This is a genomic window from Sediminicola luteus (assembly GCF_040566555.1).
In the GTDB taxonomy this organism is placed as follows: domain Bacteria; phylum Bacteroidota; class Bacteroidia; order Flavobacteriales; family Flavobacteriaceae; genus Sediminicola.
The window spans coordinates 124,374-145,286 of the sequence record NZ_JBEWYP010000006.1; the positions used below are offsets into that span (position 1 = coordinate 124,374).

14 protein-coding genes and 1 riboswitch are annotated in these 20,913 nt (G+C 40.8%); of the genes, 5 read left to right on the forward strand and 9 right to left on the reverse strand.

All coding sequences use genetic code 11. The annotated features are described in order from the left end of the window. Window positions 1-4: 4 nt before the first annotated feature. The 4 genes from ABXZ32_RS11465 to metK all read right to left on the reverse strand — a co-directional run bounded on the left by ABXZ32_RS11465 (window position 5) and on the right by metK (window position 7,479). A complete protein-coding gene (locus ABXZ32_RS11465) occupies window positions 5-1,171 on the reverse strand; it encodes a trans-sulfuration enzyme family protein (RefSeq protein ID WP_354618816.1) in 1,167 nt (388 codons plus the stop codon). Between the two features lie 2 nt (window positions 1,172-1,173). Next, window positions 1,174-4,560, reverse strand: a complete 3,387-nt coding sequence (gene thrA / locus ABXZ32_RS11470; RefSeq protein ID WP_354618817.1) for a bifunctional aspartate kinase/homoserine dehydrogenase I — start codon at window positions 4,558-4,560, stop codon at window positions 1,174-1,176. A 53-nt stretch (window positions 4,561-4,613) separates the two neighbouring features. Further along, window positions 4,614-5,909 carry an O-acetylhomoserine aminocarboxypropyltransferase/cysteine synthase family protein gene (locus tag ABXZ32_RS11475; protein ID WP_354618818.1) on the reverse strand — a complete coding sequence of 432 codons (1,296 nt, stop codon included), beginning with the start codon at window positions 5,907-5,909 and terminating at the stop codon, window positions 4,614-4,616. Window positions 5,910-6,036: 127 nt separating this feature from the next. Continuing rightward, window positions 6,037-6,147, reverse strand: a riboswitch (SAM riboswitch). 75 nt (window positions 6,148-6,222) lie between these two features. Continuing rightward, complete coding sequence (gene metK, locus ABXZ32_RS11480; RefSeq protein ID WP_062058357.1) at window positions 6,223-7,479, reverse strand: methionine adenosyltransferase; 1,257 nt, start codon at window positions 7,477-7,479, stop codon at window positions 6,223-6,225. A 448-nt stretch (window positions 7,480-7,927) separates the two neighbouring features. On the opposite strand from metK, the gene ABXZ32_RS11485 reads away from it, so the two are divergent. Next, window positions 7,928-8,542, forward strand: a complete 615-nt coding sequence (locus tag ABXZ32_RS11485; RefSeq protein ID WP_354618819.1) for a deoxynucleoside kinase — start codon at window positions 7,928-7,930, stop codon at window positions 8,540-8,542. Between the two features lie 63 nt (window positions 8,543-8,605). Here ABXZ32_RS11485 and ABXZ32_RS11490 read toward each other — a convergent pair whose 3' ends face one another. The 5 genes from ABXZ32_RS11490 to ABXZ32_RS11510 all read right to left on the reverse strand — a co-directional run bounded on the left by ABXZ32_RS11490 (window position 8,606) and on the right by ABXZ32_RS11510 (window position 16,627). Continuing rightward, the gene (locus tag ABXZ32_RS11490) at window positions 8,606-9,628 is read right to left on the reverse strand and encodes an App1 family protein (protein WP_354618820.1); all 1,023 of its coding nucleotides are present in this window, start codon (window positions 9,626-9,628) and stop codon (window positions 8,606-8,608) included. Window positions 9,629-9,891: 263 nt separating this feature from the next. Next, window positions 9,892-12,273 carry a sodium-translocating pyrophosphatase gene (locus ABXZ32_RS11495; RefSeq protein ID WP_354618821.1) on the reverse strand — a complete coding sequence of 794 codons (2,382 nt, stop codon included), beginning with the start codon at window positions 12,271-12,273 and terminating at the stop codon, window positions 9,892-9,894. Between the two features lie 115 nt (window positions 12,274-12,388). Then, the gene (locus tag ABXZ32_RS11500) at window positions 12,389-12,916 is read right to left on the reverse strand and encodes an inorganic diphosphatase (protein WP_354618822.1); all 528 of its coding nucleotides are present in this window, start codon (window positions 12,914-12,916) and stop codon (window positions 12,389-12,391) included. A gap of 79 nt (window positions 12,917-12,995) precedes the next feature. After that, window positions 12,996-15,488, reverse strand: a complete 2,493-nt coding sequence (locus tag ABXZ32_RS11505; RefSeq protein ID WP_354618823.1) for a DUF5686 family protein — start codon at window positions 15,486-15,488, stop codon at window positions 12,996-12,998. A 161-nt stretch (window positions 15,489-15,649) separates the two neighbouring features. After that, window positions 15,650-16,627 (reverse strand): pyruvate dehydrogenase complex E1 component subunit beta, encoded by a 978-nt coding sequence (locus ABXZ32_RS11510; protein WP_354618824.1) that lies wholly within the window; start codon window positions 16,625-16,627, stop codon window positions 15,650-15,652. Between the two features lie 185 nt (window positions 16,628-16,812). Here ABXZ32_RS11510 and ABXZ32_RS11515 point away from each other — a divergent pair, with 185 nt between their 5' ends. The 4 genes from ABXZ32_RS11515 (at window position 16,813) to ABXZ32_RS11530 (ending at window position 20,800) form a co-directional block, all read left to right on the forward strand. Then, window positions 16,813-17,559, forward strand: a complete 747-nt coding sequence (locus ABXZ32_RS11515; protein ID WP_354618825.1) for an electron transfer flavoprotein subunit beta/FixA family protein — start codon at window positions 16,813-16,815, stop codon at window positions 17,557-17,559. Between the two features lie 68 nt (window positions 17,560-17,627). Next, the gene (locus tag ABXZ32_RS11520) at window positions 17,628-18,596 is read left to right on the forward strand and encodes an electron transfer flavoprotein subunit alpha/FixB family protein (RefSeq protein WP_354618826.1); all 969 of its coding nucleotides are present in this window, start codon (window positions 17,628-17,630) and stop codon (window positions 18,594-18,596) included. An 87-nt stretch (window positions 18,597-18,683) separates the two neighbouring features. Further along, window positions 18,684-19,319: a bifunctional nuclease family protein gene (locus tag ABXZ32_RS11525; RefSeq protein ID WP_354618827.1), complete on the forward strand. Its 636-nt coding sequence runs from the start codon at window positions 18,684-18,686 to the stop codon at window positions 19,317-19,319. A gap of 14 nt (window positions 19,320-19,333) precedes the next feature. Next, a complete protein-coding gene (locus ABXZ32_RS11530) occupies window positions 19,334-20,800 on the forward strand; it encodes a NupC/NupG family nucleoside CNT transporter (protein ID WP_354618828.1) in 1,467 nt (488 codons plus the stop codon). Window positions 20,801-20,913 lie beyond the last annotated feature (113 nt).

The following is a 20,913-nucleotide window of genomic DNA, read 5'->3' on the forward strand; positions in this document are numbered from 1 at the left end:
AGTCTTACGCCAATGCCTGATCAATATCGGCAATGATGTCATCTATGTGTTCCAGGCCTACGGATACCCTTACCATACCATCTGTTATCCCAGCGCCCAATCGTTCTTCGGTGGTTAACTTGCTATGGGTCGTGGATGCAGGGTGTGTTACAATACTTCTTGCATCACCCAAATTAGCAGACAAGGACAGTAATTTTATGGCATCAAAGAATTTCCTTCCCGCCTCTACTCCTCCCTTTACATCAAAGGCAACCACACAACCGCCAGCTTTCATTTGCCTTTTGGCGATTTCATATTGGGGGTGCGATTTTAAAAATGGATATTTTACCCAATTTACCTTGGGATGTTCTTCCAAGAATTGGGCTAGTTTTAAAGCATTCTCACAATGTCGGTCTACCCTTACGGACAAGGTCTCCAAACTTTTAGATAACACCCAGGCGTTAAAAGGGGATAAAGCCGGACCGGTAATTCGTGAAAAACGATACACTTTTTCCATCAACTCCTTTCCTCCCACAGTAATCCCTGCCAATACACGGCCTTGGCCATCCATAAGTTTGGTCCCGGAATGTATTACGAGATGGGCACCAAATTTCATGGGTTGCTGCAAATATGGGGAAGCAAAACAATTGTCCACTATAAAGATCAAATTGTGCTTTTTGGCAATCGCGCCCAATACCTCCAGATCGAGGATATCAACCCCAGGATTGGTAGGCGATTCAGCATAAAGTATTTTGGTTTTTGGGGTGATTAGGCCCTCAATGGTATCTACCTCATTTATGTTGAAATAACTGGTATTGATATTCCACTTCGGAAAAAATTGGGTAAAGAGACTATGGGTAGAGCCAAAAACACTTCTACAAGAAATAATATGGTCTCCACTTTCCAAAAGGGCAGCAAAGGTTGAAAAAACAGCTGCCATTCCCGACGCAAAGGCGAAGCCGTCTTCTGCGCCTTCCATTTTACATACTTTTTCAATAAATTCCGAAGAATTGGGGTTGCTATATCTTGAATATATATTTCTTTCCTTTTCCTCTGCAAAGGAAGCGCGCATGTCTTCTGCATCCTCAAATACAAAACTGGACGTAAGGTACATGGGCGTTGAATGCTCCAAATACTGACTTCGTTCCATTTGTGTGCGAATTGCTTCCGTTTCAAACTGCTTTTTTTTCATAATCAACTTTTCTCAGTAATTCGTAATATATCGCCAAACACCCCTCTTGCTGTTACTGCCGCACCTGCTCCCGCTCCTTGTATGACCAAGGGTTTTTCACCGTATGATTCCGTGTAAATCTCAATGATAGAGTCAGATCCCTTTACTTGTCCCAAAGCACTTTCCTTGGGAACCGAGACCAATTTCACCTGCAAGACTCCCTTTTCCTGTTGCAAGTCCCCGGATAGCTCTCCCACATACCGCAACACATGGTTTGGTTTTTGTTGCTCCTTAATACTCTTGAACTTTTCATCCAACACTTCCAAATGCTGCAAGAAGTCAGAAGCTGTACCTTCCCTCAATTCACTGGGAATCAAATTTTGGATCTCAATATCCGAAAATTCATTGCTCAGATCCAGTTCCCTGGCCAAAATAAGTAATTTTCTACCCACGTCATTACCAGAAAGGTCTTCCCTTGGGTCCGGTTCGGTGAATCCCTTATCCATTGCTTCCTTTAAGATACTTGAAAAAGAGGCATCCTCCTCGGAAAAGGTATTAAAAATATAACTTAAAGAACCTGAGAAAACGCCTTTTATCCTAGTGATATTCTCCCCGGACATATGCAATAGCTTTATGGTATCTATCAAAGGCAACCCTGCCCCCACATTGGTCTCATAAAGGTATTGCTTTTGATGTTTATCCAATTCTTCCCGTAACAATTGATAGAAATCATATCCCAAGGTATTGGCAATTTTATTGGAAGATACCAGGTCGAATCCGTTTTCAACGAAGTCGAAATAATGGGCAACAAAATCCTGATTGGCAGTATTGTCTACAGCTATCAAGTTTTCCAAATGATGGTTCCTCGCAAAATCAAAAACATCCTTTAGTTGGTATTCCATGCCCCTGGAAACTATGTCCGTCTTCCAGTTCTTAGAGACACCCTTGGGATTAAAAAGCACTCTTTTGGAATTTGCCACGGCAAAAACATTGAGGTTTATCCCATTTCTTTTTTCAATCTTTTTGGAAGATTTCAGTATTTGATCAATGAGGGTTCCTCCAACATTGCCATGTCCAAAAACAGCAATATTTACCTTTTTACTAATTCCGAAAATCTGGCCGTGCATCACATTAAGGGCCTTGTGCAGGTCTGTCTTTTTTAGGACCAAACTGACATTCTTCCCTGATACCGTATTGTTGAACAGCAAAGGAACTATCTGGTTTTTGATCAGCGCATTATAGGGCTTGTGAAAAGTGCTCAAGTCCTCCCCCACAATGGAGATGATAGAAACGTCTTCCACCACCGTGATCATACTGATATCCTGCGAATGGAAATCGTGCTCAAATTCCTTTTCCAGGGCCATTTTTGCCAAAACAGCCTTATCCGTGGCCACTACCAATCCGATCCCCCTTTCAGAAGATCCTTGTGAAATGATGCTCACACTTATTTTATTATCCCCCAAGGCTCTAAAAATTCGGGCATCCACGCCTACTTTCCCCAAAAGCCCACGTCCTTCCAAATTGATAAGGGACATATGTTCAAAGACGGAAAGTGATTTGATGCCTTCAACATCGGTTTTTGCGCTTATGAGGGTTCCCTTATTGTCATTATTAAAGGTGTTCAATATTCGCAATGGGATATTTTTCTCAATAAGCGGAATAATGGTCTTGGCGTGCAGGATGGTGGTCCCAAAATTTGCCAGCTCATTCGCCTCCCCATAGGATAGTTCTGAAATAATTTTGGCATCTGGCACCAAATCCGGATTGGCAGTAAAGATCCCATCTACATGGGTATAACTCTGTAACTCCTCGGCATTTAAATAATTGGCCAATAAGGAAGCAGAATAATTACTGCCGTTTCTACCCAGGGTGGTGGTGGCATTATCGGTATTGGAAGCAATGAACCCAGCTATAACAGGGACGCAATCAGCATCCAATTTCCCAAATTCATAGACCACATTATCCCTGGACAGGCCATCCAAAACCTGGGCATCCCCAAAAGAGGCATCGGTCTTTATCAAATTTCTAGAATCCAATAACTTGGCTTTTACACCTCTCCCTACCAATAACTTTGTCAGCAATTTGGCAGAAATAAGCTCTCCATATGACAAGACTTGGTCCTTGATCTTGGAACTGTAATCCCCCAAAAGAGAAACCCCTTCGAACAATTTCACCAATTCTGTAAACTCCTTGGACAGATCTACATTTTTGTAGGTGTGCCTTTGATATTTCTCAAAAGCTTCAAAATCCTTGGCGTAATTCTTCCCATTGGCAGCCTTTTCCAAAATGGCCTCCAGTTGGTCAGTTGCCTTGTCCCGGGCAGATAATACCACTGTTATTTTTTCTCCATCCTTCACTTTGGAGGTAATGATATCCAAAACCCTTTCAATTCCTTCCCCATTGGCCAATGATTTCCCCCCAAATTTGAGCACCTTTATCCTCTTGGAATCTCCATTTTGGTCAAAAATCCCTTTTAGCAATTCCTGAACCTGATCAAACTCTATCAAAAAAGCGTCATGCCCGTGTAGCGAATGGATTTCACCATAGGTCACCTTGCTATTGGCCTGGGCCCATTGTTTAAAGGTCTCCTTATTTTCCTTTGCGGTAAAGAACAGATCGGAATCTACCCCTATGATATGAATATTGGTATCGCTCTTCTGCAATTTCATAAAGCGGTCCTCTCCGTCCCTGGTCACATCTATGGTCTTTAATAGTTGGTTGGCAAGTTTGTAGGCCGATAATTGAAACCGCTCCTGCAACTTGTTCCCATGGTGCAGCAACCAACTTTCCACATTAAACACCTTTAATTCTTCATTGGTGCTCCTTTTAAAACGCTCTTTAAAAGACTCAGGGGTTCGGTAGCACAACATGGCATGCATACGGGCATCCTGAACGGGCTGCTTGGAATTCACCAAAAACTGTTCCTGGATCTGACAGTTTGCAATTAACCAATCCGTAGATTTCCAGTCAGACGCAACAGGGATCAGGTGTTCGGTTAGGTTAGGCTTCAATACGGCCATTTCCCAAGCTATACCGCCCCCTAATGATCCCCCGATCAAGGCATATATCCTTTTAATATCCAACAGGTCCAAGCCCTGCAAAAAGATATTGGCAATATCCCTGGCCACAAAATCCTTATAATTATCAATGACAAAACCATCGTACCCATTGCCCGGAACATTAAAACAAAGCACCGTATATTTTTTGGTATCTATACACTTATCGTCACCAATTAAGGCAGACCACCAACCGTGTTCCCCGGCCACGTCCGAATTACCGGTCAGGGCATGGTTCACCAAGACTATTGGGGCAGAATGCAATTCGGGTCCGAATAACTGATAGGACAAGGAAATATCCAAACTGCTTCCACTGTAGGTGGTGTAATTTTTAATCTTTAAATGCTTTAACATAATGTGGTCATCTTAACGTTGACAGGTACTTTTATTTTATTTCCAATAACGTACTAGGCTATTGGATTGCTCAATGCGATGGTCTTGAAAGCATGCTCCAAGTCTGACTTTAAATCCTCGAGATTTTCCAGACCTACAGATAATCTAATCAGATCTGTGGTAACGCCTGTTGATTCCTGGGCGGCAGCATCCAATTGTTGATGCGTGGTACTAGCCGGGTGTATGATCAAAGATTTTGTATCGCCAATATTGGCAAGCAAAGAGAATATTTTGGTTTCATCAGCTATTTTTTTGGCAGACTCAAATCCTCCTTTAACTCCAAAGGTAACAATACTGCTCTGACCTTTAGGTAGGTATTTCTTGGCCAATTGGTTGTATTTACTGCTTTCCAATCCTGGATAATTCACCCAAACCACCTCATCACGACTTTCCAGCCATTGGGCCAGTGCCAGTGCATTTTCACTATGCTTTGCAATTCTAATCTCCAAAGTTTCCAAACCTTGAATAATTTGAAATGCATTAAATGGACTCAATGCCGCTCCGTGATCCCGTAATCCTTCAATCCTGACCTTAGCAATAAATGCTGCCGGGCCCAAAGCTTCATGATATACCAGTCCATGGTATCCCGCGGATGGTTCCGTGAACTCAGGGAATTTGCCGCTGCTCCAATCAAAAGTACCAGCATCTATAATTGCACCACCTAGAGCCGTTCCATTCCCGTTGATAAATTTGGTCAACGAATGGATCACGATATTGGCACCATGGGCTATAGGATTTAACAAGGCCGGTGTTGCGACCGTATTATCCACAATAAAGGGAATTTTAGCTGCTTTTGCTTCTTTGGATATTGCAGCCAGATCCAGGACATCCAATTTAGGATTCCCGAGGGACTCCACAAAAATGGCCCTGGTATTATCTTTAACCGCCTTGCCAAAATTTGCAGGATCAGAAGGGTCTACAAAAGTGGTAGTGATCCCCAGTCTTGGAAGTGTAACGTTCAATAAATTGTAAGTACCCCCATATAAACTATTGGAGGCCACAATATGGTCGCCCGCTTTTAATAAAACCAATAAGGTCGTAGAAATAGCTGCTGTTCCGGAAGCCGTAACCACGGATGCTATTCCGCCTTCCAAAACGGCCAAGCGCTGCTCTAAAATATCATTGGTAGGGTTATTGATCCTGGTGTAGATGTTCCCAGGCTCCGCCAAAGCAAAAAGATTGGCTGCATGGTCCGAGTCCTTAAATACAAAGGCCGTACTCTGATAGATAGGTACTGCTCTTGTTCCTCCATTGGCAGCCACATCGTGGCCTGCATGTAATGCGTTTGTTGAAAATTTTTGATCACTCATGATTTTTGTTTTTTTAATTGTTAAAACTGAATAAATTAAAAAAGCCAAACCCTGATCCGCGGACAATGCGAATAGGTAAAATCAAAAAAGTTAAAAAGAAAAGACAGTTGCCATGGGCAACCTGTTTTTGTTATCTGTCCCACATAAATTGGGCAGAATTTAGCACCTTCATTGCTTTTGGAGCAAAGGGTTGCTAAGGCTTCATAGGGTCTAATCCCTCCGCCTTTCTTGATAACTATTCAATACGTGTTTGAACTTTAGGTCTGCAAATATAGGTTCGGAAAATTTAAATTTCCTAATCTTTTCAATAAAATTACAATTGGAAGGCCGCTTTTACCTTATCTATGGCATCCAATTTTTCCCAAGTGAACAACTCCACTTCCTTTTCGATCCTACCATTATAAGGGGATTCAAAAACTTTGTTTACCATTTGTGGCTCTTTGCCCATGTGGCCATAAGCCGCTGTTTCAAAATAGATGGGATTGCGCAGTTTCAATCGCTCTTCGATGGCAAAAGGCCTCATATCGAACAATTCTCCTACTTTCTTAGCTATCTCCCCATCGCTTAAATTCACTTTAGAGGTACCATAGGTATCTACATAAATGGACGTTGGCTTAACCACCCCGATGGCATAACTTACCTGCACCAAGATTTCATCGGCAACTCCTGCCGCTACCAAATTTTTGGCCGCATGACGGGCAGCGTAGGCCGCACTTCTATCTACCTTACTTGGATCCTTACCACTGAAGGCGCCACCTCCATGGGCACCTTTTCCACCATAGGTATCCACAATAATCTTTCTTCCGGTTAACCCGGTATCCCCATGTGGCCCACCGACAACAAATTTACCGGTTGGGTTGATGTGGTAGTTAATATCATCATCGAACAATACTTGTAACGACTCATGTAATTGGGACTTTACCTTTGGAATAAGAATGGAAATAATATCTTTTTTTATTTTTTCCAACATTTTATCGTCATCCGCATCAAATTGATCGTGTTGTGTAGAAACTACAATGGTATCAATTCGTTGGGGTACATTTTCATTGGAATATTCTATGGTCACCTGCGCCTTTGCATCAGGTCTTAGATAAGTGATTTCTTTATTCTCCCTTCTCATCAAAGCCAGTTCCTGGAGGATTTTATGGGAAATATCCAATGCCAAAGGCATGTAATTTTCGGTTTCTTTGGTGGCATACCCAAACATCATTCCCTGGTCACCTGCCCCCTGCTCTTCTTTAGTACCTCTGTCTACACCTTGATTGATATCCTTGGATTGTTCATGAATCAAGGAAATAACCCCACAGGAATCCCCACTAAATTGGTATTCCCCTTTGGTGTAACCTATTTTATTGATGACATCCCTTGCTATTTGCTGTAAATCCAAATAGGTATGGCTCTTGACCTCCCCGGCAAGAATTACTTGGCCTGTGGTAACCAAAGTCTCACAAGCTACTTTGCTTTCTGAGTCGAAGGCCAAAAAATTGTCCAACAACGCATCGCTAATTTGATCTGCTATTTTATCTGGGTGTCCCTCACTTACCGATTCCGAGGTGAATAAATACGCCATAACTTTCAATCATTTTAAATTGAGTTTCCGATTTGACGTAATGTGGTAAAGAAGTTTACTTACTGAAAGAACTTCAGTAGGAACTGCTTTAGCATTTTAAGAATCCGGAACAATTCCGGAACTCGAGGTTGCAATCAGTCAAATCCTTCCTCTTCAAATTGTCGGGCAAAAGTAGGAGAATTCAAATTGCCCGCAAAATCTTTAACAACAAATTACACAAGGTTGGATATTTAATGTTCATTTGGGAACCATACTTTAATTTATTACCCAAAATGAAATCCAAAACTACGCTTGAATATGGAAATAAGTACTCAATAAACATTCCTATTTTTTTCATCGTATATTCTATTAAAGATTTTCACTTCATAACGATATCTTGTATCTTGTGGCCCCCTATCAATTTGAGTAAATAGGTTACATTGAGCACTAATCACAAACAAATAAGACTATGCATATCGCGGTTGCTGGAAATATAGGAGCAGGAAAAACTACCCTGACCAGATTACTGGCCAAACATTACAAATGGGAGGCCCATTTTGAGGATGTGGTTGACAATCCCTATTTGGACGATTTTTACAATCAAATGGAACGATGGAGTTTTAACCTGCAGATCTACTTCCTCAACAGCCGTTTCCGACAAATTTTACAAATCCGCGAAAGTGGCAAGAGTATTATTCAGGATAGGACCATTTACGAGGATGCCTTTATATTCGCTCCCAACTTGCACGCCATGGGGCTTATGACGAATCGTGATTTTACAAATTACTCCAGTCTCTTTGAGTTGATGGAAAGTTTGGTACAACCGCCAGATCTTATGATCTATTTGAGAAGCTCCATTCCCAATTTGGTCAATCAGATCCATAAGAGAGGTAGGGATTACGAAAACACTATTTCCATAGATTACCTCAGCAGATTGAATGAACGCTATGAGGCCTGGGTAGAAGGTTATGAAAAAGGTCCCCTTTTGATCATAGATGTGGATAAATTGGATTTTGTGGACAATCCAGAGGATTTAGGATTGATTCTTAACAAAATTGACGCGGAAATCAACGGCCTATTTTAAACAATCCAACTTCCCCTTTTTAAAGACTTAAATATGGTATGAACGTTGAAATAGGAACTCGACTTATTTCAACACGATTAATCCATTTTCTTGGGCATGTTGAATGGCTTGGTCACTATCTTCAACCAAAAGCACTGGAATATCTGTATAATCTTTGAACAAACCAGCTACCCGTAACATTTTTTTCTGATGCTTGACACTGCGCAAATAAATCGCTTTTATCCTATCTGGATACATTTTTGCAATTTCTAAATAGATATCGGCATCTTTCTCCCCTCCATCTCCGATGAGCACAAATGGAAGCGCAGGATATGTTTGAAGAATATTTAATATCTCTCGGATTTTATGTGGACGATCGTCCGGCCCCTTAAGCTTATGCCTATTAAAAAATGCACTCAGACTCCGCAATAATATAGGGCCCTTTGGAAAATTATTGTTCTTTAAAAAGAATTCTAGATATAGATACAAATTCCACGGACTGTTACTCACATAAAAAATAGGATTGGATTTTTCGCCAGACGCACCCCTATGCAGCAAATGATAAAATTCTGGTGCTCCCGTCAAGGGAATTCTTGTTCCGGGAGTTTTTAAAAAAGTATTGTAGAGAACCCTCCATTTTAATAAGGACATCATACCTGTCTGTAAAATAGTATCGTCTATATCGCTTATAACCCCAAAATCCGAGAAATGGGAAGGTATCAACATTTCTCCGGGAAATCGATTTTCAAGTTGAATGCTTCTTTTTATGGATTCATCCGCATAGGAAACTTCAAAAGCTAACCAACCCTCCTCATTACTCATAGATTGTAGATTGGCTTTATTCAAGGCTAGTAAAAAATAGCCTTCTACATCTGTTTTAAACTCATGGAAATCGCCATTGGGGAGTTTTAATTTGATTTGACAATTGCCAATAACGTCTGTTTCGAAGCGTTTCCAAGAATTAATTAAAAGGTGAATAAAATTCTTTTTTGTAAGATCTATATTCTCATCCTCAAGGGCACGACCTTTAATGTACAAATACGTGTCAGAGCCATAAGTTTGAAAGACAATAAGCTGTAAGGGGTCGCGGCCATAGAATAATCCCATATCTTAAAATTTTTATTTCTCAGGTCTTAAGTAAATTAAAGGCACCCTACTGTATAAAATGTATCATTAAAATTGTGAATATAATTACTTTAGGCCAAAAGTCATAACCCCAATTATAAAACTAACAAGGCAACCTGAAGAACTTCCTATTCAATTCCCACTTAAAGTTTTAGCGTCCACCTCATGGTCATATTGATAAGTTAAAAAGTAAAAGCCACCCATATTTCTATGGGCGGCTTTTACTTTTTAGGTCAATCCTAATTTTAACGTTCTATCTGAACCTTTACATCATCCCTAAAGGCCTCTACTTGCTTCTTTACTTCTTCAGTAGTTCCTACGAATTTTTTTTCTTGGACAACTTCTTCTCCATTAACGATGGTCGTATAGCTAACTATTGCTTCTGCAGCATCATTATCTACCATCATTTCCACACGAACCTCTTGTTCTTTCTGTGCAACCCCAGTTTCAACGTTATGACCTCCCAATATAGGAGCAATTACAAGTCCTATTAAACAGGTTAGCTTGATCAAAATGTTCATAGACGGACCAGAAGTATCTTTGAATGGGTCTCCAACAGTATCCCCGGTTACGGCAGCCTTATGGGCATCCGAACCTTTATAAGTCATTTCCCCGTTAATTTCCACACCTGCTTCAAAAGATTTTTTGGCATTGTCCCAAGCACCTCCTGCGTTGTTCTGGAAAATAGCCCATAACACACCGGAAACGGTAACACCCGCCATATAACCTCCAAGCATTTCTGCTGTCAATTGGTCATTATCAGAATATACCAATTTTCCAAGCAAGACGATGGCGATAGGAAACCCAATAGTCAGGATTCCAGGTAACATCATTTCCCTCAAGGCAGCCTTGGTAGAAATTTCCACACATTTTCCATACTCTGGTTTACCGGTACCTTCCATAATACCAGGAATTTCTTTAAACTGTCTACGTACTTCGTACACCATATCCATAGCAGCCTTCCCAACCGAGTTCATCGCAAGAGCCGAGAACACCACAGGAATCATCCCACCTACAAAGAGCATCGCAAGTACGGGCGCTTTAAATATGTTGATCCCATCTATCCCGGTAAAGGTGACATAGGCAGCAAACAAAGCCAAGGAAGTCAAGGCAGCAGATGCAATGGCAAATCCTTTCCCGGTTGCAGCGGTAGTATTCCCTACCGAATCTAAAATATCTGTACGGGTACGTACTTCTTTAGGCAGTTCACTCATTTCTGCAATACCCCCTGCGTTATCGGAAATAGGTCCAAAGGCATCAATAGCCAATTGCATGGCAGTTGTGGCCATCATAGCAGAAGCCGCTAATGCAACTCCGTAAAACCCTGCAAAAGCATAGGACGCCCAAATAGCCGCAGCAAATATTAGAACAGTTGGAAACGTAGAGATCATCCCTGTTGCCAATCCGGCAATTACATTGGTCCCTGCTCCAGTACTGGATTTTTGAACGATGGCCAATACAGGCTTTGTTCCAAGTCCAGTATAATATTCCGTCACAGAAGAAATTATACCTCCCACGGCCAATCCGACTACAGTGGCATAAAATACCCTCATAGAAGAAATATCTTTTAAACCTTCCCCAAAGAATTCCATTTTCATGGTTTCTGGGAGCATATATTTTACCAAAATAAAACAAGTCACCAGGGTCAAGCCTATAGATACCCAGTTTCCTATGTTTAGTGCCCCTTGAACTTGGGCTTCTTTGGCATCGTTACTTTTAATTTTCACCAACATGGTTCCAATAATGGAAAATAAAATTCCAAAACCAGCAATGGTCATTGGCAACAATATAGGTCCGATACCTCCAAAGGCATCTTGGATATTACCTCCCATATCTTTGATGACATAATTTCCCAGTACCATGGCAGCAAGCACGGTGGCTACATAAGAACCGAACAAATCTGCACCCATCCCTGCCACATCACCAACGTTGTCTCCAACGTTATCTGCTATGGTCGCCGGGTTACGAGGATCATCCTCAGGAATTCCTGCTTCAACCTTACCTACTAAATCCGCGCCCACATCGGCCGCTTTGGTATAAATACCCCCACCCACACGGGCAAAAAGGGCAATGGACTCAGCTCCCAAGGAGAATCCTGCCAAAGTTTCGAGAACAATGGTCATATCCTCTGTGGAGGTCCATGTACCGTTCATAAAGAAATGGAACAGTATGATAAAAAATGTTGTAAGTCCTAAAACCGCCAATCCGGCTACGCCCAATCCCATAACGGTACCACCACCAAAGGATACTTTTAAAGCCTGTGGCAAACTGGTACGTGCAGCTTGGGTTGTTCTTACGTTCGTCTTGGTGGCAATCTTCATACCCATATTTCCTGCCAATGCAGAGAAAAATGCCCCAAAAACAAAGGCTACTACGATTAAAATATGTGTTGTAGGAACAATAAATGAAATTACGGCCAAAGCAATACTGGCTCCGATGACAAAGATTGTCAATAATTTGTATTCCGCTTTTAGAAAAGCCAGTGCGCCTTCATAGATGTGATCGGAAATCTCTTTCATTTTTCCATCTCCGGCGTCTTGTTTTAAAACCCAGGATCTTTTTACCCACATAAAAAGAAGCCCAATGATTGCCATGATAATAGGCACATAAATCATAATTGAATCCATTCGTTTATCTGTTAAATTTTTAGCTGGACTAAAGTAGTAAAATCAAATAGAAATAAAAAAAGCAATATTCAACTAAGAATATTGCTTATATGATAAAAATTGTTATGCTTTATTACTAGGTAATTGTTACATCCCTAAGTGGAACATCACTATCCGCAAAGCGCTTGATGCACTTAACAACAATTTCCTTGGCTTCATTGACATCTCCCCATCCACCAACATCAACTTTTTTCTTTTCCAAATCCTTATATACTTGGAAGAAATGCTCTATCTCTTTAATAAGGTGTGGATTTAATTCATTCAAATCATTTACTTTGTTCCAAATTGGATCTGAAACAGGAACACAGATAATTTTTTCATCTGGCCCTTTTTCATCGGTCATATGGAAAACCCCAATAGGCTTCACTTCCATTACACATCCAGGGAACGTAGGCTCTGTTACCAAAACCAATACATCCAAGGGATCACCATCCAAAGCCAACGTTTCTGGCACAAAACCGTAATCGGCCGGATACATCATTGAAGAAAAGATCATACGATCGTAACGAACCTTCTTCAATTTAAAATCATACTCATATTTGTTTCTACTCCCCTTTGGGATCTCAATAAGAACATCAAACGATGTTATTTCTTCTGTACTCATGTTTCGTTAAATTGTGGTGCAAATATAATTGAAAAAAATCAGTAGGCCTTAGAAAAAAGGCAGCATAGCCCATTTGTTTCTAAAAACTAAAGCCAAATGACCCTGTAACCCCAAACGCCCTAGCATCAGGATTTTCCAAATAATTGCCCCTAAAATTAAAATCGATTCGCAATATTCTAAATATGTTCCCTACCCCAACGGAGTATTCATAATAAATCTTATTGGTCGGAGCAATTAATGGGACGTTGGTTGGACTGCTCAATGCTATATTCTCATCGGACAGATCTCCCCAGGCGCCTCTGATTCCCACTATTTCCCTCAAATTCCATTTTCTCATAAATGGTATCCTTGAAAAAAGCCGACCATTAAAATTATGTTCCAAATGCACTGTGGCATACGTATCCGTTACAAATTCATAAAAATCGAGATTGGCAAAACTGTTGTACACAGAGAAGAAAGTCTGGTTTCCCGGAATCACATTTAAAAGGCCCAAAGGCACCTCCCCAAACGTTTTTCCCAATTCCACAGAACTCAATAATCTCCCCCATCCCAATTGCCATGGCTGGCTATAGGAAAATTGTACTTTCCTATAATTGAAATCGCTTTCCAGAAACCCTTCCAGCCCTTGGCTGTAATTCAAGAACAAGGTACTGTAATCATCGTTGATATTTCGTCTTTCCACGCCATACCCAATGGTCCTTCTGCCCGGCGTATAAATGATCTGGGTACTGATTTCAAATTGTTTTATTTCCGAGGAAATACCCGTTGGTGATTCAGGATCCACATAATCGAGACTAAAAAGATCTGGCAATGCCGAACTCAGGGTCCGCAAAGAACTACCCACCCCAAATTTTAAATTGGTGATAGGCTCAATCTCCATATTAAAGGCACTCAGATTGATATTGGAAAGCCTATTATTGGAGCCCACGGTAAGTACCGAGGAGGTTGCCTGATTGCGCCCCAACACATCACTTGTTGCCGTTAAGCTTATTCCAAGCTGACCAATATCCCTTCTATTTCCACCAGAAATAATAATCCTATTTTTTTTATCAACCAACCATTTGGCGGAAAACCCGTGTTTAAATTTATGATCGCCAAAACCATAGGCCAAATAACCTTCCAAGCGCCATGGGTCATTTTGACCAAAATAGGTCCTTGCTCCCATTCTCAGGCGCATGCCCTCTGCTTCGTTATATCCAAAAACATTGAACACACTCCCTATATCAACATTCCATTTATCTATTTCCACATATCCGGAACCTAAGATACTGGCTATATTGTACATGGATTTAAACTTGGGAACGGTACGCAGGGTATCCAATAATTGATAGATCCCTTTTTCATCCTTATTCAAGGGCTCCAATCTGTTGTCGCTCCAAAAACTATCTTCCTTCTCAAAGACCGATGGGTCAAATTGGTTGGCATCTACCTTATAGAATTCCCTTGGCTTGGGAATATCGAACATATAGTTATTATACACCGTGGTCCTCTTTCCATACACCCCTCTGGCCTTCTCCTTTTTGCTGAAACTAAAATCGCTGAGCATATAGTCACGCTTCAATAGAAAAACTGAATCGTTCAAAACTTCAAATTCCTGCTCAATATAGATATCCTTTACCCAGTTGATATTGGCACTTCGGGTAACTTCCAAGTTAATCTTCTTGATGGCGAAGGTGGTATCATTCACCCAAAAATCCCCTTTGAAAGTCAGCTCGTTCTTTCGCCTAGGATAGTAAATAATGTTATAGCACCATTTGTTATCGATATAAGCACTGTCGGACAACACATAATTATAGGTATCCACCCCTGTCTTGGATAAGGGACTTGTAAAACTTTTATCAAAGAATTTTAAGTAGTTGTTATAAATGTTATAGTCAGAATATAAATCCTTCACAAATGCGATTAACGCCTGGTTATTGCTAAACCCAGAGTTTTTATTTCCCAGAATATCTTCCTTGGTCTCCGCCAACTTGTTGTCGCCGTACACTTTGGAAAAGGTCTCGTTTAGGAAAATAGGTAAATAGGTCTTTCCTGTAATTCTGGAGGTATCCAAGTCTTCGAATACAAATTCCATCCCCCTAAAGAGTCTGCTTTTGATCAGGGCGCTGTCTATCGTATTCAAATCAAACTCTACCTTTTCATATTTGTCATACTGGTACTGTTTAAACTTGCTTACCCCATTCTCACGTTTCTTTGCCCAGATTTTCTTAAGGATATCTATGGCCGGGTTATTCTTTTTGGATTGTTTGCCCACATAGACCACAACCTCATCCAATTGCTCACTGGACTCCATCAACACTGCCTTTAAATTATAATTGACTTTTGTGGGCAAGGGAAGTTCCAATTTATCATAACCGATAAAGGAAATAATTAAAGTAGTATAGGTCTCGTCGGACTCCATATAGAACACCCCGTTGTCATTGGTAATGGTTCCTTGGGACGAGTTCTTGAACAATACATTCGCAAAAGCTACCGGTTCTCCGGTTTCATCTACCACAACGCCACTAACCTTGGTCTGTGCAATGGACCAGAAAGAGGAAAGAACAAACAGGACTAATAAAATTCTTTTCATGAAGCAATCATAGGGTTATCAGGAACGTTAACAATGAATCCTGAAAGCTTTGCCATCTTTTGGTTTTTAAAGTGAACCCAAACACACCATCTTATAATAAAACAAAAGCTTTGCCGACACTTGGTCGGCAAAGCTAAAATACCTTAACAAAATATTTTTATTTATTTATATAACACTTTTTTAACCGCCTTGATCACATCATTGTAGTTTGGCAACCATTCTTCCAATAAAACTGGAGAATATGGTGCCGGGGTATCGGCAGTATTAATTTTAATGATAGGCGCATCCAAATAATCGAACGCTTGGGATTGCACTTGGTACGTAATCTCAGTAGCCACGTTTCCAAAAGGCCACGCTTCCTCCAAAATAACAAGTCTGTTCGTCTTTTTTACAGATTTTAAAATGGTATCATGATCCATAGGACGTACAGTACGTAAATCTATAATCTCACAACTGATCCCTTCTTTTTCCAATTCCTCTGCAGCTTTGTAAGCTTCCTTGATTATTTTACCAAAAGATACAATGGTAACATCCTTACCTTCTCTTTTTATTTCTGCCACTCCTAAAGGAATAGTATATTCTCCATCGGGAGCTTCTCCTTTATCACCGTACATCTGCTCCGATTCCATAAAAATAACCGGATCGTCATCTCTAATCGATGCTTTCAAAAGTCCTTTTGCATCGTAAGGATTGGAAGGTACAACCACTTTTAGACCAGGACAATTTGCGAACCAACTCTCAAAAGCTTGTGAGTGGGTTGCACCCAACTGACCAGCAGAACCTGTAGGTCCTCTAAATACGATTGGACAATTGAACTGTCCGCCCGACATTTGTCTGATTTTTGCTGCGTTACTTATGATCTGATCAATACCGACCAATGCAAAGTTAAAGGTCATGAATTCAATGATGGGTCTGTTACCACCCATGGCAGAACCAACTCCAATACCTGCAAAACCCAATTCAGAAATGGGGGTATCTATAACCCTATCTGGACCAAATTCGTCCAACATCCCTTTGGAAGCCTTATATGCTCCGTTATATTCCGCAACTTCTTCTCCCATTAAATAAATGGATTCATCACGTCTCATCTCTTCGGACATCGCCTCCGCTATGGCTTCTCTAAATTGTATTGTTCTCATGTATAATAGAGTAAAGTTTTTATGTTCGTCTCAAAACGCAAGCAAAAATAGGAAATTATATGTCAAATAATACCTTGTGATTATCAAAATAACAACAAATTTACTATGCATGCATAGTAAATTTAAAAATTAATAGTTATCTTTGGGCAATTCATTTTTAAGAAAAAGAAAAACTATATATCAAAATGAAAATACTCGTTTGTATAAGTAACGTTCCGGACACTACTTCCAAAATAAATTTCACTGATAATAACACAAAATTTGACACCAATGGGGTGCAATTTGTTATTAATCCGAACGACGAATTTGGATTGACAAGGGCCATGTGGTTCAAAGAAAAACAAGGCGCCACGGTACATGTTGCCACTGTTGGAGGGGCCAATACGGAACCTACTATCAGAAAGGCCTTGGCCATTGGAGCAGATGAGGCCATTAGGGTAAATGCAGAACCTACAGATGGTTTTTTTGTAGCTCAACAACTGGCCGAAGTTGTAAAAAATGGAGGATATGATCTTGTGATAGCAGGAAGGGAATCCATTGATTACAACGGTGGAATGGTACCTGGAATTATGGCTACTATTTTAGATATGAATTTTATCAATACTTGTGTCAATCTCGAAATCGATGGCGATAAGGTAACGGCAATAAGAGAGATAGATGGTGGTAAAGAAAAATTATCCACTTCCCTTCCATTGGTTATAGGCGGACAAAAAGGATTGGTGGAAGAAAGCGACCTTAGAATCCCAAATATGAGGGGGATCATGATGGCACGTCAGAAAAAATTGAACGTGGTTGAACCTATTGATGCCAATGCCAAGACGGTGGATGAAAAATTTGAAAAACCTGCCCCAAAAGGAGCGGTTAAATTGGTTAGCGCAGACAACATTGATGAATTGATCAATTTACTGCATAACGAAGCCAAAGTCATCTAGGTAGATTCCGTTTCTTCACGGAATTCTACATTCAAACACGCTAGTTTTATCAACAAAAAAATAAAGACATGTCAGTTTTAGTATATACAGAATCAGAAAACGGAAAGTTCAAAAAGAATGCTTTTGAAGTTGCCTCATATGCCTACGAAGTTGCTCAGTTATTGGGCACCACGGTTACCGCTATTTCTTTTAACGCCTCCAACAACGAGGTATTGGGAGACTATGGGGTTGCAAAGGTTTTGAACGTTTCCAACGACACCCTAAAAACATTTAATGCCAAGGCCTATGCCCATGCAATTACAGAGGCCGCTGAAAAAGAAGGCGCCAAAGTAGTTATTGTAAGTTCCAGTACGGACACCAAATATTTGGCTCCAATTGTCTCTGCCAAATTAAAGGCGGGGTATGTTCCCAATGTGGTTACTGCTCCGGAAAGTGCAAGTCCATTTACTGTAAAAAGAACTGCATTTAGCAACAAAGGTTTCGCCCATACCGAAATTAGCACCGATATCAAGATCGTCGGAGTATCAAACAACGCTTTCGGTATTCATGAGCATAAGACAACGGCTGCTGTAGAAGCTTTTAGTCCGACTATTACCGATGCCGATTTTACTACAAAATCAGTCGAAGTGGACAAAGTGGTAGGCAAGGCCACCATAGCCGATGCGGACATTGTAGTTTCTGGAGGAAGAGGATTAAAAGGACCAGAAAACTGGGGAATGATAGAGGAATTGGCCGAAGTTCTTGGCGCAGCTACCGCTTGCTCCAAGCCTGTTTCCGATTTAGGATGGAGACCTCATGGAGAACATGTGGGACAGACAGGAAAGCCAGTGGCCAGTAATCTTTATATCGCTATTGGTATCTCTGGGGCCATTCAACATCTTGCGGGGGTAAGCTCTTCCAAGGTGAAAGTGGTAATCAACACCGACCCTGAAGCCCCATTTTTTAAAGCTGCCGATTATGGAATTGTTGGGGACGCTTTTGAAGTGGTACCTAAACTCATCGAAAAATTAAAAGAATTTAAGGCACAAAACGCTTAATTTTTGTTAAATTGTGCCCCTTAAAGGGCTGTTAAATAATTGGACAAACCTTTTATTTTAACAGCCTTTTTTTGTTTATTTAAGGATATGAGTTTAGTTAGATTAAAAATAAAAGGGATTTCGTACAGCCAAACACAAAATGGCGCGTATGCCCTTATATTGAATGAAGTTGACGGGGATCGCAAACTACCTATAGTAATTGGTGCCTTTGAGGCACAATCCATCGCCATAGCCTTGGAAAAGGAAATAAAACCTCCAAGACCCCTTACCCACGATCTGTTCAAGAATTTTGCAGACAGATTCGAAATCATCGTCAAACAAGTGATCATTCACAAATTGGTCGATGGTGTTTTCTATTCCAGTATCATCTGTGAACGAGATAAAATCGAAGAAATTATAGACGCCAGAACCAGCGATGCCATTGCCCTGGCACTGCGTTTTAATGCCCCTATATTTACCTACAAGACGATCTTGGACAAAGCTGGAATTTTCTTAAAATTCTCCTCCAAGGACAAGGATAAAGAAGACGAGAGTACAGACAGCATCATGGTAGATGAAATATTACAGGAAGGTGAAACCGTAGAAATAGACAGCGGCGCATCTGATGCGTACAAAGAATTATCGTTAGAGGAATTACATCAAGAATTGGATAAGGCAGTTGCTAATGAAGACTACGAAAAAGCTGCAAAATTAAGGGACGAGATTTCTAAACGTCAGCGCTAAACAAATACGATTTTATGAAATATAGCTTCTTGATTACCCTATCAATATGCCTGACCATTTTCTCCTCCTTTGCACAAGAACCAGCACTTACCGACACCATACAGCAAGTAGTTACCCCAATAGCTGAGGATAACACTTCATCACTATTAGCTACTTCTACCGAAATTGCTCCTAACGAAGGGTTTACGACCCAAGGTTTATTAAGGGGACTATTAGGGATGATCGTCCTTATTTTAATAGCCGTGCTTTTTAGTTCAAACAGAAAGGCCATCAATTGGAAAACCGTTGGAATAGGACTTTCCATTCAGCTTTTGATCGCTGTTGGGGTCCTACAGGTACCATTTATCCAAATGATATTTGAAAAAATAGGACAAGTTTTCGTAAGTATATTGCAATTTACCAATGCAGGAAGTAAGTTTTTATTCGAGGGACTTGTAGTCGACATGGATACTTTTGGGTTTATTTTTGCCTTTCAGGTTCTACCTACTATTATCTTCTTTTCAGCACTTACCTCTGTGCTGTTTTACCTTGGAATCATTCAAAAAATCGTAAAGGCCCTGGCATGGCTGTTGTCAAAAACACTGGGTATCTCCGGTGCCGAAAGCCTTTCTGTGGCCGGAAATATATTCTTGGGACAAACAGAAGCCCCCTTGCTCATCAAAGCGTATTTGGAAAAAATGACCAAGTCCGAAATGTTATTGGTCATGATAGGTGGAATGGCCACTGTGGCTGGGGCAGTATTGGCGGCCTATATTGGATTTTTGGGCGGGAGCGATGAACTTTTAAGACTTCAATTTGCCAAACATCTATTGGCGGCATCCGTAATGGCTGCACCAGGAGCTATCGTTATTTCTAAGATATTATATCCGCAGACGGAGAAGGTGTCTACCGACGTAGTTGTTTCTACAGAAAAAATAGGATCCAATATTCTGGACGCCATCGCGAACGGAACCACGGAAGGGCTAAAATTGGCCGTTAACGTAGGAGCCATGCTCCTTGTCTTTGTTGCTTTTATTGCCATGTTGAACGGTATCTTTGGCTGGATTGGAGATGTAACCACCATCAATAGCTGGATTGCAGCTAATTCATCCTATGATCAACTATCGCTGGAAGCTATCTTAGGGACCGTATTCTCCCCATTAATGTGGTTGATAGGGGTTGCGAATGAGGACATTTCCCTGATGGGACAGTTATTGGGAATAAAATTGGCCGCTAGTGAATTTATTGGCTATATCCAGTTGGCAGAACTAAAAGATGTGGTCAACGGCACCCATCTGGCCTATAACAAATCCGTTATTATGGCCACTTATATGCTCTGTGGCTTTGCAAATTTTGCCTCTATAGGGATTCAAATTGGAGGGATAGGCTCCTTGGCACCAAACCAAAGGAAGACCTTATCCGAATTTGGCCTAAAGGCTGTTTTAGGTGGATCTTTGGCTTCTTTGCTCTCGGCAACCATTGCTGGAATGATCCTAGGATAACGGCACTATTTATTAAAAAATCCGATCCTAGTTGATAAGTTTTTATAAATAGGAATCTAGAATTACGGCAACTTTTTACCCCTTTGTTTATTTTCGTAGCATATATCCCCACG